Origin of the sequence: Leclercia sp. M-A074-M, assembly GCF_965195605.1 — a bacterium.
Classification (GTDB): domain Bacteria; phylum Pseudomonadota; class Gammaproteobacteria; order Enterobacterales; family Enterobacteriaceae; genus Enterobacter.
In genome coordinates this window covers 280,487-296,800 of record NZ_CBDAHM010000004.1, presented here as the reverse complement: position 1 = coordinate 296,800, position 16,314 = coordinate 280,487, and the positions used below count along the sequence as shown (strand labels likewise).

General features: G+C 56.9%; 17 protein-coding genes and 1 pseudogene. 9 read left to right on the top strand and 9 right to left on the bottom strand.

From position 1 onward, the window contains the following. Positions 1-30: 30 nt before the first annotated feature. Complete coding sequence (smrA, locus tag ACOKCT_RS11060) at positions 31-594, top strand: DNA endonuclease SmrA (RefSeq protein WP_103179422.1); 564 nt, start codon at positions 31-33, stop codon at positions 592-594. 3 nt (positions 595-597) lie between these two features. Next, positions 598-1,542, top strand: a complete 945-nt coding sequence (locus ACOKCT_RS11055) for a zinc-dependent alcohol dehydrogenase family protein (RefSeq protein ID WP_420193484.1) — start codon at positions 598-600, stop codon at positions 1,540-1,542. 3 nt (positions 1,543-1,545) lie between these two features. Here the strand turns inward: ACOKCT_RS11055 and ACOKCT_RS11050 are convergent, their stop codons facing one another. After that, positions 1,546-2,583: an AI-2E family transporter gene (locus ACOKCT_RS11050; RefSeq protein WP_103179424.1), complete on the bottom strand. Its 1,038-nt coding sequence runs from the start codon at positions 2,581-2,583 to the stop codon at positions 1,546-1,548. Between the two features lie 134 nt (positions 2,584-2,717). Between ACOKCT_RS11050 and ACOKCT_RS11045 the strand changes: the two genes are divergently transcribed. From ACOKCT_RS11045 to ACOKCT_RS11030, 4 genes are all read left to right on the top strand, one after another. Further along, entirely contained in the window at positions 2,718-2,888 is a 171-nt protein-coding gene (locus tag ACOKCT_RS11045; protein ID WP_419196031.1) for a hypothetical protein, read from the top strand. Between the two features lie 114 nt (positions 2,889-3,002). Then, a complete protein-coding gene (gene mdtJ / locus ACOKCT_RS11040; RefSeq protein WP_156654412.1) occupies positions 3,003-3,365 on the top strand; it encodes a multidrug/spermidine efflux SMR transporter subunit MdtJ in 363 nt (120 codons plus the stop codon). Further along, on the top strand, positions 3,352-3,681 hold the full coding sequence (gene mdtI / locus ACOKCT_RS11035) for a multidrug/spermidine efflux SMR transporter subunit MdtI (RefSeq protein WP_420193483.1): 330 nt from the start codon (positions 3,352-3,354) through the stop codon (positions 3,679-3,681). The genes mdtJ and mdtI overlap by 14 nt, the downstream gene beginning before the upstream one ends. Positions 3,682-3,767: 86 nt before the next feature. Next, the gene (locus ACOKCT_RS11030) at positions 3,768-5,930 is read left to right on the top strand and encodes a bifunctional diguanylate cyclase/phosphodiesterase (RefSeq protein WP_420193482.1); all 2,163 of its coding nucleotides are present in this window, start codon (positions 3,768-3,770) and stop codon (positions 5,928-5,930) included. A gap of 1 nt (position 5,931) precedes the next feature. Here ACOKCT_RS11030 and ACOKCT_RS11025 read toward each other — a convergent pair whose 3' ends face one another. From ACOKCT_RS11025 to ACOKCT_RS10995, 7 genes and pseudogenes are all read right to left on the bottom strand, one after another. Beyond that, complete coding sequence (locus ACOKCT_RS11025) at positions 5,932-6,753, bottom strand: trypsin-like serine peptidase (protein WP_103179428.1); 822 nt, start codon at positions 6,751-6,753, stop codon at positions 5,932-5,934. 279 nt (positions 6,754-7,032) lie between these two features. Beyond that, positions 7,033-7,347 (bottom strand): acid resistance repetitive basic protein Asr, encoded by a 315-nt coding sequence (gene asr, locus ACOKCT_RS11020; RefSeq protein ID WP_420193516.1) that lies wholly within the window; start codon positions 7,345-7,347, stop codon positions 7,033-7,035. A 149-nt stretch (positions 7,348-7,496) separates the two neighbouring features. Further along, complete coding sequence (locus ACOKCT_RS11015; RefSeq protein ID WP_159339000.1) at positions 7,497-8,984, bottom strand: carboxypeptidase M32; 1,488 nt, start codon at positions 8,982-8,984, stop codon at positions 7,497-7,499. Positions 8,985-9,135: 151 nt separating this feature from the next. Further along, entirely contained in the window at positions 9,136-9,468 is a 333-nt protein-coding gene (locus ACOKCT_RS11010) for a DUF1493 family protein (RefSeq protein WP_103179431.1), read from the bottom strand. Then, on the bottom strand, positions 9,462-9,905 hold the full coding sequence (locus ACOKCT_RS11005; protein WP_159338998.1) for an STM2901 family protein: 444 nt from the start codon (positions 9,903-9,905) through the stop codon (positions 9,462-9,464). Before ACOKCT_RS11005 ends, ACOKCT_RS11010 begins: the two co-directional genes overlap by 7 nt. Positions 9,906-9,911: 6 nt before the next feature. Further along, positions 9,912-10,396, bottom strand: a pseudogene (locus ACOKCT_RS11000) (Hcp family type VI secretion system effector). Between the two features lie 221 nt (positions 10,397-10,617). Beyond that, the gene (locus tag ACOKCT_RS10995) at positions 10,618-11,871 is read right to left on the bottom strand and encodes an MFS transporter (RefSeq protein ID WP_159338996.1); all 1,254 of its coding nucleotides are present in this window, start codon (positions 11,869-11,871) and stop codon (positions 10,618-10,620) included. 122 nt (positions 11,872-11,993) lie between these two features. On the opposite strand from ACOKCT_RS10995, the gene ACOKCT_RS10990 reads away from it, so the two are divergent. From ACOKCT_RS10990 to bioD, 3 genes are all read left to right on the top strand, one after another. Further along, a complete protein-coding gene (locus ACOKCT_RS10990) occupies positions 11,994-12,893 on the top strand; it encodes a LysR family transcriptional regulator (protein WP_103179435.1) in 900 nt (299 codons plus the stop codon). A 127-nt stretch (positions 12,894-13,020) separates the two neighbouring features. Continuing rightward, positions 13,021-14,241 (top strand): sugar metabolism global transcriptional regulator Mlc, encoded by a 1,221-nt coding sequence (mlc, locus tag ACOKCT_RS10985; RefSeq protein WP_103179436.1) that lies wholly within the window; start codon positions 13,021-13,023, stop codon positions 14,239-14,241. A gap of 125 nt (positions 14,242-14,366) precedes the next feature. After that, positions 14,367-15,062, top strand: coding sequence for a dethiobiotin synthase (gene bioD / locus ACOKCT_RS10980; RefSeq protein ID WP_103179437.1), 696 nt, complete (start codon positions 14,367-14,369; stop codon positions 15,060-15,062). On the opposite strand, the gene clcB is transcribed toward bioD, so the two are convergent. Beyond that, positions 14,997-16,307, bottom strand: a complete 1,311-nt coding sequence (gene clcB, locus ACOKCT_RS10975; RefSeq protein WP_159338991.1) for a voltage-gated ClC-type chloride channel ClcB — start codon at positions 16,305-16,307, stop codon at positions 14,997-14,999. The two genes, bioD and clcB, sit on opposite strands and share 66 nt — an antisense overlap. Positions 16,308-16,314: the final 7 nt, after the last annotated feature.

The following is a 16,314-nucleotide window of genomic DNA, read 5'->3' as shown; positions in this document are numbered from 1 at the left end:
AGTAGCCTGTCAGCTAAGCAGGAGGATGCCATGAACCCAGAAGATAAATCGCTTTTTCTTGATGCGATGGAGGATGTCCAGCCCCTCAAGCGCTGTACCGAGGTCCACTGGCAGCCAACGCGCGCCTCGCGTACCCGCCAGCCCGTGGATATCACCCAGCTCGATAACTTTCTGACCACCGGCTTTCTGGATGTCATCCCCCTTGCGGAGCAGTTGGCTTTCCAGCGTGAAGGGGTACAACAGGGGGTTATCGACAAGCTGCGCTCGGGCAAATATCCGCGTCAGGCGAGCCTTACTTTGCTGCGTCAGCCCGTTGAGCAGTGCCGCCAGCAGCTGTATACCTTTATTCGTCAGGCGGAGCGTGACGGCCTGCGTAACCTGATTATCATTCATGGTAAAGGGCGCGACGACAATTCTCACGCCAACATCGTGCGCAGCTATCTGGCGCGCTGGTTGACCGAGTTTGAGGCGGTGCAGGCCTTTTGCGTCGCCCAGCCGCACCACGGCGGCAGTGGCGCCTGTTACGTCGCGCTGCGTAAATCAGGTGAGGCGAAGCAGGAAAACTTTGAGCGTCACGCCAAGCGCAGCCGTTAGAGTATGGAAAACACCGTATTATGCTACCGCCAGTTTGGTGAGCCTGAGTCTGTTCTGCGGCGGGAAACGGCGATAAAAGCGCCGCTGAAATCGGGAGATATTCGGGTGCAGATGCTGATGGCGCCGATCAACGCTTCGGATCTTATCCCCATTACGGGCGCTTACCGCCATCGCATTACCCTGCCTGCCGTCGCCGGATACGAAGGCGTAGGGCGAGTGATTGCCGCGCCGGACAGCGCGGCGGCGCTTATCGGCACGCGGGTTCTGCCCCTGCGTGGGGAAGGCACCTGGCAAGAGTATGTGGATTGCCCGGCGACGCTTGCGATCCCGGTTCCGGATACCATTCCTGACTCGCTGGCGGCGCGGGCGTTCATCAATCCACTGGCGGCCTGGCTGATGCTCAGCCTCTATCCCCCTAAGGGGAAACGGGTGCTGTTGACTGCCGCCGGTTCGGACTGCGCCATTTTGCTGGGGCAGTGGGCGCTGCGGCAGGACGCAACCGAGGTTTACGGCATTCACCGCTCGCCGGTACATGCCGACCGGCTGCGGGCGATGGGGATTATCCCCGTTGCCCAGCAAGACATTGACAGCGTGCGTGCCCTCGCTGCGGCCAGCGATATCGTCTATGACGCCACCGGCGGCGAGCTGGCGCTGGCGATCCTGGGGGCGATGGACAAAAGCGCCGTCTTTGTCTGCTACGGTTTGCTCTCCGGTCAGCCCTTTGCATTACAGCGTCACTTTCCGGCGGTGCACTGGTTTCATATCCGCAACTATCTGGATGCGCTCACACCTGAGGCGTGGCAGGCGGCATTTTGCGATATCTGGTCATGGCTTGCCGCCAGCCACTACAGTGACACGACGCTGTTGCCCTTTACCGACTGGCAATCAGCGCTTGCCCATTACCGCCAGGCGGGACGAACCCGCAAGCCGCTGCTGGAGATTGGCTAACCGTCACGTTTCCCGGCTCATATCGCTGAGCAGCAGGGCAATGCTTTTGCCGCCCTGGGTCTGCTCCAGCGCAATCTTCGCAATAATGGTCAGGGGCACCGACAGCAGCATGCCAACCGGACCCAACAGCCAGCCCCAGAAGATCAGCGACAAAAAGACCACCAGGGTGGAGAGACCCAGCCCGCGGCCCATCACGCGGGGCTCGAGGATATTGCCGAAGATCAGGTTCACCAGCAGATAACCTGCCAGCAGCACCAGCGCAGCGTAAAAGCCGCTGAAGACCAGCACCTGGGCAATCGGGGGAACGGCGGCCAGCACCGAACCGATGTTGGGGATATAGTTCAGCGCAAAGGCCAGCAGCGCCCAGACGAAGGCAAACCGTACCTCCAGCACCGCCAGCATCCCCCACACCACCAGCCCGGTCACCAGACTAATGGCGGTCTTCAGCACCAGATAGTGCGACACGCTGTCAAGGGCGCGCTGGATGGCAGCCATGCCTTCCACCGGGCGGGTCATCAGAGGCTGGAGTTTCGCCGGCAGCTGCGGCACCTCCAGCAGCATAAAGACCACGGTCAGCAGTAAAAGAAAAATGGAGGTCATGGCGCTGGAGAGCTGGGCCAGCAGGGCGGTCACCAGCGTCATGGCGGCATTGGGGTCAATATATTTCAGCAGCTCTTCCATCGACACCTCAATTCCGGCCCGCTGCAGCCAGGGCTCAAGATGCAGCAGCGGAACGGCCAGCGAGGTGCGATAGTGCGGCAGGGTGCGGGCCAGTTCATTCAGCGAGGTGCCGAGATAAGCCACCAGCAAAGCCATCAGCACCACGATAAGCACAATCGGCAGGGTGATAGCCAGCACGCGTGGCAGACGAAGCCGCACCAGTCTTCGCACAACAGGCTGAAGCACCACGGCGATAAACAGCGCCAGGATAAAGGGCACGATAATATCTGCCGCGAAACGGATCCCGGTAAGTACAATCACCAGCATGCCAAGCATAATGACTATTTTTAATCCGTTGAGGGTAATAATGGGTTTCGCCATGCTGGCTCCTGATAATGTCCTTTATATTTATTCTAGCGGCGCAGCACGCTTAATAAATTAACCAAACGCAAACGATGAGGGTAAAGAAATGAAAATGCTTTGAGTAAAATCCTGGCTTATGGTAGAAATCAGCTGTGTTTAACTACTGGAGACAATTTTCATCTGCACTGACGAGAAGCAACACCGCAGATAATTGTAATTTTATGGACAATCTGTTCAGCACCGTTTTATCAAAAATCACTCCCGCTCTGTTCTCCTCTTTTTGCCTTACGTCTGGCGAGCAACACTGGCGCAACGCGCTGTAGACCCTCTCTCTGCCTGAGCTGGCGCATTGCGTCCGGCTAATCTGTTACGTTTTTTTATCCGGCTGCCGTTACTGGCGAGCCGCGAAGGATTATATTCTCAAGCAGGAGAAAAACATGTTTTACTGGATCCTCTTAGGTCTTGCTATCGTTGCTGAAATAACCGGCACCCTCTCCATGAAATGGGCCAGCGTCACCGGCAGTCACAGCGGCTATATTTTAATGCTGTCGATGATTGCGCTGTCCTATATTTTCCTCAGTTTTGCGGTTAAAAAAATCGCACTGGGCGTGGCCTACGCGTTATGGGAAGGTATTGGTATTTTGTTAATTACGCTGTTCAGCGTGCTGCTGTTTGATGAGTCGCTTTCCCTGATGAAAATGGCCGGGCTGACGACGCTGGTGGCAGGCATCATATTAATTAAATCCGGCACCCGAAAACCGGCAAAATCGCGTGCGGAGGTGACCCATGCAGCAGTTTGAGTGGATCCATGCCGCCTGGTTAGCCCTGGCTACCGCGCTCGAAATTATTGCCAACGTTCTGCTGAAATTCTCAGACGGTTTTCGCCGCAAAACCTACGGCCTGCTGTCGATTGCCGCGGTACTGGGCGCCTTCAGCGCCCTGTCGCAGGCGGTAAAGGGGATTGATCTGTCGGTCGCCTATGCCCTGTGGGGCGGGTTTGGTATTGCGGCAACGCTTGCCGCAGGCTGGATCCTGTTTGGGCAGCGGTTGAATCAAAAAGGGTGGATTGGCCTGGTGCTGCTCCTCGCCGGAATGATCATGATAAAACTGGCCTGATAACGTCGCTGCCTGTCATTACGGGCAGCGAAATTTATCTCCTGTATTACGCTTAGACGGAGGGCATAAAAAAGGACGGTGACTGAATGCGTAACCCTTTAAGCTGGCATAAAATTCCTTCTGCCAGGACCTTGTTTGCCATGATCTTCATGGCAGGGGTCGGCTTAATTTTCTCTGTGGTCGCCTTGCTCTACCTCTCCCTCAACCTTATCAGCAGTAAAGCCAACGAAATCGACGAGCAGCGCACCGCGCTCTCGGTAGAGGGCGCCATTCAGACATCGGTGAACCGGGTCTGGTCGCTGGTGATTGATAACGCGGTCTGGGACGATGCCGTGCGGGAGGCCTATCGCCCGGCGCTCGACATCGACTGGCTCTACAACACCTGGGGCGCAGGCTACAAGGTGAATAACCTCTATGACGGCACCTTTGTACTCGACGAACGGTTTCGGGTGCTGTGGGGATCGTTCAAAGGCCAGCCTTTTGCCGAAAAAAACCTCGACTTCTTTGGCGACGGTTTGAAATCGCTGATCCTGATGCATACCAACGCCCTGCGCTCGGATAAAAACATCTACGCCGGGATCACCCGTACCCGGGCGGGGATTGCTTTTGTTGGCGTTGGCCTGATACGCCCGACGATTGGCAGCCTGCGGGTGGGGGACAATACCCGTCGTTTTCTGGTGATTACCCGCCATATCAACCCGCAAATTCTGCGCGATCTCGGGAATACGTTTCAGATCGACAACCTGACCTTTACGCCAGAGCGGGTGAGCGATGTCAGTGTGCCGCTAAAAAGCTCCTCCGGCGAAGTGCTGGGCTATCTCTCGTGGCAGCCGCGCCTGCCGGGGGCCGCAGCGGCGAAAGCGGCCTCCCTCGACATCACGCAGATCGTCTTGCTCACCGCGACGCTGATTTTGCTGTTTATCCTCTTCAGCTGCGTGGGGCTGTATAAACTGGCGCGGGGGGAGACGCTGGCGCGGTCGGTGGCGCGCACCGACTGGCTGAGTCATCTACCCAATCGCCGGGCGCTGATTGAAGAGCTGGAGCGGGTGAGCCAGCGCGGCGATACCGATCGCAAAAGCGTGGTGTTTATCGATCTCGACGGCTTTAAGGACGTCAATGATATCTACGGCCATGAGGTGGGCGATGCGCTGATCGTCATCATCGCGGGCGCGCTGCGTGACAATGTGCCCAAAGACGGCATGCTGGCCCGCATGGGCGGCGATGAGTTTGCCATGACCATCGGGGGCGACAACGCCGAAGCGCTGGCCTCGGCGTTTGCCGGCTTTGTGCTTTATTATCTCCACTCGCCCATCATTGTTGGTGAGCGTTCCATCCACATTGGCGCCAGTATCGGCATCGCCAGCGGCACGCTGGTGGAGTGCACCAGCACCGAGCTGTTCCGTCGCGCCGATATTGCTATGTACCACTCGAAAATTACCGGCAAGGGGCGGGTGACGTACTATGATGCCGAGCTGAACAACGTTCGCGAGCGTCGGCTGGCCATTGAGGGGCAGATCCGTCATGGTCTGGAACACAATGAGTTTGACGTCTGGTATCAGCCGATCATCGATGCCCGCAGCCAGAAAATGGTCGGCGTGGAAGCGCTGGTGCGCTGGCCGCGGCGTCCCCAGGGGCCGCTGGCGCCGGATGAGTTTATTACCGTCGCCGAAACCAGCGGTCTGATTTACGGCCTGGGGCAGTTTGTCCTCAGCCGGGCCTGTCAGGATCTGGAGCCATACACGGATTTAAAACTCTCGGTCAACATCTCCCCGGCGCAGTTTCGTGATCCCGAATTTGAAGCCAAAGTGGAAGGCGCGCTGGCCCTCAGCCACTTTCCCCCTACGCGCCTGCAGCTGGAAGTAACCGAAACCTACGTGCTGGAAAATCCCGAGCGGGCACGCTCAGCCATCAATAATCTCAAGGCGCAGGGTATCGCGGTGGCACTGGACGATTTCGGTACCGGCTACTCCAGTATCGGCTATTTGCGCCGCTTTAACTTCAATACCATCAAGATAGATAAATCCCTGGCCGGGCTGGTGGATCACGACGAACAGGCCTCGGCGCTGGTGAGCGGTACGGTGCGCATTGCCACCGCGCTGGGGATGACGGTAGTCGCAGAAGGGGTGGAGAACGAAAAACAGATGAAGCTGCTGCGTCTGGCGGGCTGCGATCAGCTGCAGGGTTACTGGTACAGTCAGCCGATGCCGATAGAGGCGATTATGGCGCTACGGCAGCAGCGCCAGTGTTAAGTCACTGCTGGGCCAGCTCTGCCAGCTTGTCGCGAAAACCGGTGATCGACAGGGCGCGGTTATCGGCCCGCCAGCGATCTTTTGCCGCCGGGGCCGAGCTCTGAACGCCAATAAGCTGCCAGCCTGCGGCGGTATTCAGCATCAGCGGCGAACCGCTGTCGCCGGGCAGGGTATCACACTGATGGGACAGCACGCTGTTTTGCGCCCAGCCGGTGACGATACAGTCCTGATGGGTGTACAGCACATCCAGATGATCTTCCGGGTATCCCGCCTGGCTCACCTTGCGATCGGCCTCTTTCAGGGCGGCGGTCAGCTCCGCTTTATCCCCGGCAAACAGCGGTAGCGGGGTGATCCCCGACGGCGGGTTGCGCAACACTACCAGACCAAAATCCCACGAGGCGGCAGAGGGCGGCACAATCCAGCCATCGCCATCGGCTTTCAGCCGTCTGCCTAATGAGGCATCGACGCGGCCTTCAATGCCGTGGATCTCATAACGCCAGCTCCCCTTTTGCGAGATGAAGCGCAGGGCAACGGCCCTATCCGGTTTACCTTTCGGCGGCACCAGCAGACAGTGTCCGGCGGTCAGCGCCAGTCGAGGGGTGATGAGGGTGGCGGTACAGAGGTTTCCGCTGGCCGTCTCCAGCTGGCCAATGGCCTCCCACGGCGCGCGGGAGGGATCGGCGACACGCGTGCGATCGTCATGACCAAAAAAGAGCGTTTGAATCTCTTTGGCGTTCGCGGCCTCGTTGTCGCCATCGTCCGCATGACTTAATCCAGAAAAGAGAAAAAATGTTCCCAGCACAATCGCAACAGATTTACGCATATCACACTCTAAAGGGATTAATTATGATTATTAAATATGAACCCTGGTAATTAACTATAGACGGGACAGCGCGAAAGTGGGAGTAAAATCAGCGTACTACAGTCAGGAAATATAAAACACACCCGCGACAAGTGCGCATAAAATAAGCGTGACAAGAATTACCTCAAACCGATAGCGCTGCAACATAACGCCCTCCGGATAAAAAAACGGCGCTGCCACCTTGCCGGTACAGCGCCGATGACCAACGTGCCCGTCGCGGACACGTTAAGCTAAGCGGGCTTATGCAGCCGGTTTTGCGGTTTGAGCAGCAGCTTCGTGTTTCACTGCTTTTTTATGGTGTTTTTTTGCTGCCTGCGCTTTCTGGGCTACAGGTGCGGCCTCTTCTTTTTTCACGGCTTTTTTGTGGTGCTTTTTAGCCGCCTGCGCTTTCTGTACTGCGACTTTTTTGTGTTTTTTATGCTGCACGGTTTTCGCAGCCGGTGCCGCAGTAGAGGTGGCAGCCGGAGCCGCGGTGTTGGCAACAGCGTCAGCGGCGAATGCAGCAGAAGAGAGACCCATAGCAGCGGCAACAACCAGAGCTAATACTTTTTTCATCATCTTACCCTCGAATTGGTTTTTTCATTTAACCCCACTGCGGGGCCGTTGAAAGAACTATATCCCTGAAATTTCGGGGCTTCCGTGAGTGTTTGGTATCGGCGTGTAACGGTATGTACAACGCCGGGTCGATGACCCGGCGAGGAAGGTTACAGATAGCGGGAGGTAAGATGTTCGCGGAAATAACGGACGTTGAGATCTTCCCCGGTCGCCTGCTCAATCAGCTGGGCGGTGGTGAAACGGCTGCCGTGCTGCCAGATGTTCTGGCGCAGCCAGTCGAACAGGGCGCTGAAATCCCCGGCGGCGATGGATGCGTCCAGTCCCGGTAGCGCGGTTTTGGCCGCACTGAACAACTGAGCGGCGTACATAGCGCCTAAAGTGTATGACGGGAAGTAGCCAAAGCCACCGTCGGTCCAGTGGATATCCTGCATACAGCCGTTGCGGTAATTATCTTTTGTTGATAAGCCCAGCCAGGCCTGCATTTTTTCATCCCACAGCGCCGGAATGTCCTCCACCTCGATTTCACCGTTAATCAGCGCCCGCTCAATTTCATAGCGCAGCACGACGTGTGCCGGATAGCTCACTTCATCGGCATCCACGCGGATATAGCCAGGCTTCACCCGCTGGTTCCAGGCGACAAAATTCTCAGGCGTAAAGGCCGCCTGGGTGCCGAAACGTTCATGGACGGCCGGGAGCAGGTGGTTGAGGAATGCCTTGCTGCGTCCGAGCTGCATTTCAAAGAACAGGCTCTGGGATTCGTGGATAGCGGTAGAACGCGCCAGGGCGATAGGCTGACCGAGCCAGTTGCGCGGCAGGTTCTGTTCATAGCGCGCATGGCCGGTTTCGTGGATCACGCCAAACAGGGCGCTTAACAGTTCGTCTTCGTTGTAGCGGGTGGTGATGCGCACATCTTCCGGCACGCCGCCACAGAATGGGTGAGCGCTGACGTCCAGACGGCCCGCATTAAAGTCGAATCCAAGGCTCTTCATCGCCTCCAGCCCCAGCTCACGCTGAATGGCGGTGGGGAATGGACCCTGCGGCGGCACGAAGGCGTGGTGCGCCTGCTTCTCGACCACCTGCGCCAGCAGATCCGGCAGCCAGGTTTTGAGATCGCCAAACAGCTCATCCAGCCGGGCGCTGGTCATATCCGGCTCGAAGATATCCAGCAGCGCGTCGTAAGGGGTGCAGCCTTTGGCTTCGGCACGCAGACGGGCCTCTTCCCGGCTCAGTTTCACCACCTCTTTCAGGTTGACGGCAAAACCCTGCCAGTCGTTCGCCGGACGCTGGGTGCGCCAGGCATGCTCGCATTTGCTGCCCGCCAGCGATTTTGCTTCAACCAGCGATTCCGGCAGCAGCGCAGCCTGCTGATAGTGGCGTTTCATCTCCCGCAGGTTGGCCTGTTCAACGTCGTTAAGATCTTCGCTTTCGGCGTTACGCAGCCAGTCGGCCACGTTTTTATCGGTCAGGATTTGATGTTGCAGGACGCTCAGCTCCGCCAGGGCTTCACCTCGTGCGGCGCTGCCGCCGGGAGGCATCATGGTGAACATGTCCCAACTGGCGATGGCGGAGAGGTGCGAGAAGCGGGAGAGACGCTGGAAGGTGCGGGTGAGTTGCTGATAAGAATCGTTTTTCTGCATAGTTGTTGTTCTCGTTCAGTAGGAAGTAATCAGGGGAGTGTAACGCGATTCATGCGCTTGTCATGCATTCAACTTATGCACGTCAAAGAAGGGGGCCAGGCAATAGCGCAGAGCGAATATGACAAAGGAGAATAAATAGCCCTTTAGCTTGTCAGTCATATAACCATCTGCCTGCCTTTGCAGACTCAGAAAGCATACGAAGTGTTAACGGTTCGGGTTCATCGTCGTCCTTTCCACTAGTGAATAAAGAGTAAAGGATAAATGTCTCCTCAGGCCAGTATCGGTAAAAGTCGAAGTTTGCAGGGTCCACATCAAAACGTTGAAAATATTCCCTCATGATGTCTGCCCCTGTTTCACTCGCCCAAACGTAATCACCTGTGGAGAGGCTGGTATCAAGAGTTACGGGCCATGACTTCCTGGTGAACAAGGCAGGCTTGTTGAACTTTTCACAGTACCAAGTAATCACATCTTCATTTGTCACCATAACTTGTCGTTTCCTCTGGCTATGGTGTTGTATTTCATTGTCGCCTTATAAGCGATGGCTGAGATATCGGCAGCAATAACAAAAATCCCAAGGACTGGAATCCATCTTCCTACAAATGCCCCGAGATTAGTAACATAGGCAAACTTCATTCTTCTGATACTTGAGTTAGTCAGGGTGGGTAAGCGTCTGGTTTCAATATTTAGCCAATGACGTAACTGTGAACTGAGTAGTGATGTTCCTGGGGTTGTCCCTCCAGGTTTGCCTCTTGTCACTATTTCAGGCTGACCAGGCAAAATTAGCCCAACTGTTAAAAGATCGCTTGTTCCGAACTGTTCAGCCGCTTCATCAAGGAAAATCCAAAAGAGCAACTCTCCGGCAGAAAGGTTGGAGTATCCCTTATAGAAATACGTCCCGTTAAGTTCTTCAACACTATCCATGCATAGTTACCCGGTTACACGTTCTGCCCATGCGTCGGAATACTGAATATTTCCGTCCTTGAACGTCCACGTGATTTTAGCGTAGCGTAAATGTACCTGCTCAAGGTGACCTGCATTTATCACAGTTTTTGTGTCATGCATCATTGGTGTGACTGATACAATCTTCACCCTTCCAGGAACATGTTGTAATACTCAACTTCCTGGCCTGCATCATTGATGCGATACCATTTAAATTCGGCACTCTGAAGAGTTTGCCCGGTGGCTACAGCTTTCATGAGATAAGGGGATGAACTATCAAACTCCTTTTCGAACATCAGGGCACCGTGTACGCGTGTCCCTGTAAGTTTTCCCGTATTGCTATCGGTCGGGATATACAGATTATGGCTGAATGATGTGATTTCTATAGATTGCTCACGGTGCCTTACATCTACAGACCCTTTGATGAGAGCGCCGCCATCGTCTTTTAGCCAAAGATAAGCCGGTATTGCCATAATTGATTTTCCTTATCATGTGTATGGGTAATCCATTGGGAGCCTAACTTATAAGCAATGATGAGTAAATGAACAACATGCTTTAAGCCATTGTTTATTAATGCTTGATATAGAATTTAGAATGATTAAAAACGAAAAACCCCGAACTTGTTTCGCACCAGGACGGGGTTGCCACTAACGGCAAGATTAGATTTGCTCCTGGTATTAACCAGATTGTGATCTCATTTCAAACGGCAATGAAGACGCCTGCCCACTACCAGCGCCCCACACAACATCAGCGCAATAAACCCGCCCACGCCGTTCCAGCCATACTGGTGCCAGAACACGCCGCCGAGCGTCCCGGCGATGCTGGAGCCCAGATAGTAGCTGAACAGATACAGCGACGAGGCCTGGCCCTTGGCGCGACGGGCGCGCGGGCCGATCCAGCTACTGGCGACCGAGTGAGCGGCGAAGAAACCGGCGGAGAAGAGCAACATCCCGGCGAAAATCACCCACAGGTTAGCGAGCAACGTCAGCAGAACCCCGGCCAGCATCACGCCGGTGGAAACGATCATTACCGGCCCACGCCCGAAGCGGGTGGTCATCGCCCCGGCTTTCGGTGAGCTCCATGTGCCGGTCAGGTAGGCCACCGAAAGCAGGCCCACCAGCGCCTGGCTCAGATGCCACGGCGAGAGCATCAGCCGGTAGCCGATGTAGTTAAAGAGGGTGACAAACGAGCCCATCAGCAGAAAACCGGTGAGAAACAGCAGGGGCAGACCCCGATCGCGCCAGTGCAGGCGGAAGTTAATCAGCAACGTTTTGGGCCGCAGCGCGGTGGGGCGAAAATGGCGCGACTCCGGCAGAATTTTCCAGAACATCAGCGCGGAGGCCAGGGCAAAGCAGCCGATCGCCGCCAGCGCTACCCGCCAGCTGAAGAAATCGGTAAAGACCCCGCTCAGCAACCGCCCGCTCATGCCGCCGATGGAGTTACCGCTGATGTAGAGCCCCATCGAGAAGGCGACAAAGCTGGGGTGGATCTCCTCGCTGAGGTAGGTCATACCCACCGCGGCCACGCCGCTGAGCGAAAGCCCGATCAGCGCGCGCATGATTAAAATCCCGTGCCAGCTGGTCATCATCGTCGACAACAAGGTACAGACCGACGCCAGCAGCAGTGCGGTGACCATCACCGGCTTACGTCCGATAGCGTCCGAAAGCGGGCCGGTAAAGAGCAGGCCGACCGCCAGCATCCCGGTCGAGATTGAGAGGGAAATACTGCTGCTGGCCGGGGAGACGCCAAACTCCTGGGATAGCACCGGCAGGATCGGCTGCACGCAGTAGAGCAGGGCAAAGGTGGCTAGCCCCGCGGAGAAAAGTGCCAGCGTGACGCGCATAAACTGCGGGGTGCCGCGTTTGATAAACCGAACCGGTTGCGCGTTGTTGGGGAGGAGATCGATATCATTGTTCGGGGCGATATCAGCCGTTGTAGTCCGACTCACGTAAGTTCCTTGCTTCAACATCCCCGTGATTTCTGGTGACGGGTATGACCACAAGGATCAGGGTAGGAAATTGTAAATATTCTGTCTAATATATTAATAATCTCAAATGATACATTTAAAATATGAATATCGAACTGCGTCATCTGCGCTATTTTGTCGCCGTCGCGGAGGAGCTCCATTTTGGGCGCGCGGCGGCGCGGCTCAATATCTCCCAACCGCCCCTCAGCCAGCAAATCCAGGTTCTTGAGCAGCAGGTAGGCGCTCGCCTGCTGGCGCGCACCAACCGCAGCGTCGGGCTGACCCCCGCAGGGCGACAATTTCTGGCGGACAGCCGCCAGATCCTGAGCATGGTGGAGGAAGCGGCCGCCCGGGCAGAACGCCTTCACCATGGCGAAACCGGCGAGCTACGCATCGGGTTTACCTCTTCCGCGCCCTTTATTAGCGCCATCTCTCATACCCTTTCGTCGTTTCGCCGCCTGTCGCCGGATGTGCATATCCAGACCCGGGAGATCAACACCCGGGAGCAGATTGTTCCCCTCAGCGAAGGCTCGCTCGATCTTGGCCTGATGCGCAATACCCGTCTGCCGGAGACGCTGGCCTGGCAGCGGGTGCTGCGGGAGCCGCTGCTGGCGATGGTCCACCGCGGTCACCCTCTGGCGGCAAGAGCTGAAATCTCGGTGACGGAGCTGGCGCAGGAGCCGTTTGTCTTTTTTGACCCGCACGTTGGCACCGGTCTGTACGACGACATTCTGGGATTACTGCGGCGCTATGGGGTAAACCCGATGATTACCCAGGAGGTGGGCGAGGCGATGACCATTATCGGACTGGTGGCGGCGGGGTTGGGGGTCTCGATCCTGCCTGCCTCGTTCAGGCGGCTTCAGCTCCATGAGATGCGCTGGGTGGCGCTCGCCGAACCGGACGCGGTTTCAGAGATGTGGCTGGTATGGTCAAAACACCATGAACTCAGCGCGGCGGCACAGCGGTTCAAAGATCTGCTGATCGCTGCCTCGTCAGGGCGCTGACCGGCAAAAAATGCGGGTAAAAATGTGCTGTAAATCACAAGGCTAAGTAAAAATTTGACGATTACTGTAGAAGTGCTTCACCATAGCCCACAGTTTATTTCGAAGCGCGAAAATAAGGGAGTACGTGGTGGTTGCTGATAGTCAGCCAGGGCATATTGATCAGATTAAGCAGACCAATGCAGGTGCAGTATATCGCCTGATTGATCAGCTTGGGCCGGTCTCGCGCATCGATCTTTCTCGTCTTGCGCAACTGGCACCCGCCAGTATCACCAAGATTGTGCGTGAGATGCTCGAAGCTCACCTGGTACAGGAAACAGAAATTCAGGAGCCGGGCAGTCGTGGCCGTCCGGCCGTTGGGCTGGTGGTGGAAACCGAAGCCTGGCACTACCTCTCATTGCGCATCAGCCGCGGTGAAATTTACCTTGCGCTGCGCGATCTCAGCAGCAAGCTGGTAGTGGAAGACCGGCTGCCGCTTGAACTGCACGCTGCCGAGCCGCTGGAGGTGCGGATCACCGCCCTGATCGATCAGTTCTTCATTCATCATCAGCAGAAGCTGGAGCGCCTCACCGCCATTGCCATCACCATGCCCGGTATCATTGATACGGAAAATGGGATTGTCCACCGGATGCCATTTTACGACGACGTCAAAGAGATGCCGCTGGGCGAGGTGCTGAAAAATCACACCGGCGTGCCGGTCTATATTCAGCATGATATCAGCGCCTGGACGATGGCCGAGGCACTGTTCGGTGCCTCTCGCGGCGCGCGCGACGTGATTCAGGTGGTGATCGACCACAACGTGGGAGCCGGGGTGATCACCGATGGGCGCCTGCTGCATGCGGGCAGCAGCAGCCTGGTGGAGATTGGTCACACCCAGGTCGATCCTTATGGCAAGCGCTGTTATTGCGGTAACCACGGCTGTCTGGAGACTATCGCCAGCGTTGACAGCGTGCTGGAGCTGGCCCAGCTCCGGCTCGGCCAGTCGATGAGCTCGGCGCTCCACGGCCAGCCTCTGACGGTGGAGTCGCTCTGCGCCGCCGCGCAGCAGGGCGATCTGCTGGCAAAAGATATCATCACTGGCGTCGGCACTAACGTCGGGCGGATTATTGCCATTATGGTTAACCTCTTTAACCCGCAGAAAATCCTGATTGGCTCGCCCCTGAGCCAGGCGTCGGATGTGCTCTTCCCGGCAATCGCCGACTCCATTCGCCAGCAGTCCTTGCCGGCCTACAGCCAACACATCGTGGTGGAAAGTACTCAGTTCACCAATCAGGGGACGATGGCCGGTGCGGCGCTGGTGAAGGATGCGATGTATAACGGTTCACTATTGATTCGTCTGTTGCAGGGTTAACTGTTTTTTACAGTCTTACCAAAAATTGCGCTATCTCAAACCGGGCGGATAGCGCATACCTTAGACTTCCTCCACTGAATTATTTCCTTCATTTATATTTTCAGAGCATAACGGTGGAGTCAGTGATGCTTAAGCGTTTCTTTGTAACGGGTACTGATACCTCTGTCGGCAAGACGGTGGTGTCCCGCGCCTTGCTGCAAGCCATGATGGCCAGCGGAAAGCGTGTTGCAGGGTACAAGCCGGTAGCCAAAGGGAGTAAAGAGACGCCAGAGGGATTGCGCAATAAAGATGCGCTGGTGCTACAAAGTGTCTCCTCTTTAGAACTGCCTTATCATGCCATTAACCCCATTGCGCTTAGCGAAGATGAGAGCAGCGTGGCGCACAGTGGGCTGGTGAATTACACCCTGTTATCGAACGGGCTTGCCAGCCTGGGCGAGCAAGTGGATCACGTGGTCGTTGAAGGGACCGGCGGATGGCGCAGCCTGATGAACGATCTGCGTCCGCTGTCCGAATGGGTGGTACAAGAGCAATTACCGGTGCTGTTGGTGGTCGGCATTCAGGAGGGCTGTATCAACCACGCCCTGCTGACCGCCCAGGCCATCGCCAATGATGGCCTGCCGCTGGTGGGGTGGGTGGCGAACCGCATCAATCCGGGCCTGGCGCACTACGCCGAAATTATCGATGTGTTAAGCAAAAAGCTGCCGGCGCCACTGGTGGGTGAACTGCCGTACCTGCCGCGCGCCGAGCAGCGCGACTTAGCGCACTATATCGACCTCTCTGCCTTCGGCGGGGTGATGGCCGTAGATCGAGTCGTGGCGTAACGTTCGCGATAAAACCGACGCCACCACACAGGCGATCAGCAAACCGGGCAGCAGAACGTACTGCCCGGTCATTTCACAAACCATCAGCGCCGACATGATTGGCGCGTGCGTCGTGGCGGCGAGCAGCGTCGCCATTCCTGCCAGCCCCAGTAAAATCGCGGTTTCATCGCCGGGCAACCACAGCATAAACAACTGGGCAAACAGCATACCGGTCGCCATGCCGACAAACAGCGTTGGGGTGAAAACCCCACCTGGTGCGCCAGAGCCGCTGCTGGCAAGCACTGCCAGCAACTTGCAGATAAATATCCCCACAATGACCGACAGCAGCGGCGGCGCCAGCAGGAACCCCTGCACCACGCTGTAGCCATTTCCCCAGACCTTAGGGGTCAGCAGCGACAGCAGGCCGACGATGAGACCACCCAGCGCAAGCTGCCAGGGCGGAGAGAGCTTAAGGCGGAGAAACAGGGAATGGCTGAAGGCCATGAGCCACATTAGCGCCGGGCCGCAGATGCCGGCCAGTAGGCCCATTCCCACGATCAATGAATAATCCACCCCGGTCAGCGTTTCGCTGAGGTGTACCTCATAGAGCGTATTCGCGCCGGGGCTGAGCAGGCGTGTAGTGAGCAGGGCGACCACGGCGGCAATCACCACCGGGCCGAGCGAGGCCAGCATCAGGGTGCCAAACAGGATCTCAGCAATAAACAGGCTTCCGGCTAACGGGGCATGGTAGGCGCTGGCCATCCCGGCGGCGGCACCGCAGGCAATCCACAGTTTCCATTCCGTTTTGGGGGTAAAGCGCTGGGCAAAAAAGGAGGCGGCGAGGGCGGCCAGCAGGATCATTGCCCCTTCCCGGCCAATGGCGCTGCCGCTGGCGACGACCAGCAGCGACGCCAGGGATTTGACCAGGCTGGCGGCGTAGTCAAACTGTCCGTCACCCGTTTCCAGCGCCTCCATATAGTCGGTGGGCGCATGGGGCCGCTGCGCGGTCTTTTTTTGCCATCCCCACAGCAGCAGCCCGGCAGCCAGCCCGCCGAGGGCAGGGGTCAGTGCGCGTCGCCAGGGCGACAGGGCGCTGGCGGCATTCACCAGACTGCCGCTTTCGTTACTCAGAAACAGCCACTCCAGTAAATAGAGAGCATGGCGGAACAGGGCCACGGCCAGGGCCGCCAGCACGCCAATCACGCTGGCGATCAGCAACCGGCGAAACATCGCGCGGATGTCAGGGTAAGCATGGAGTCGATGCATGGGTTAC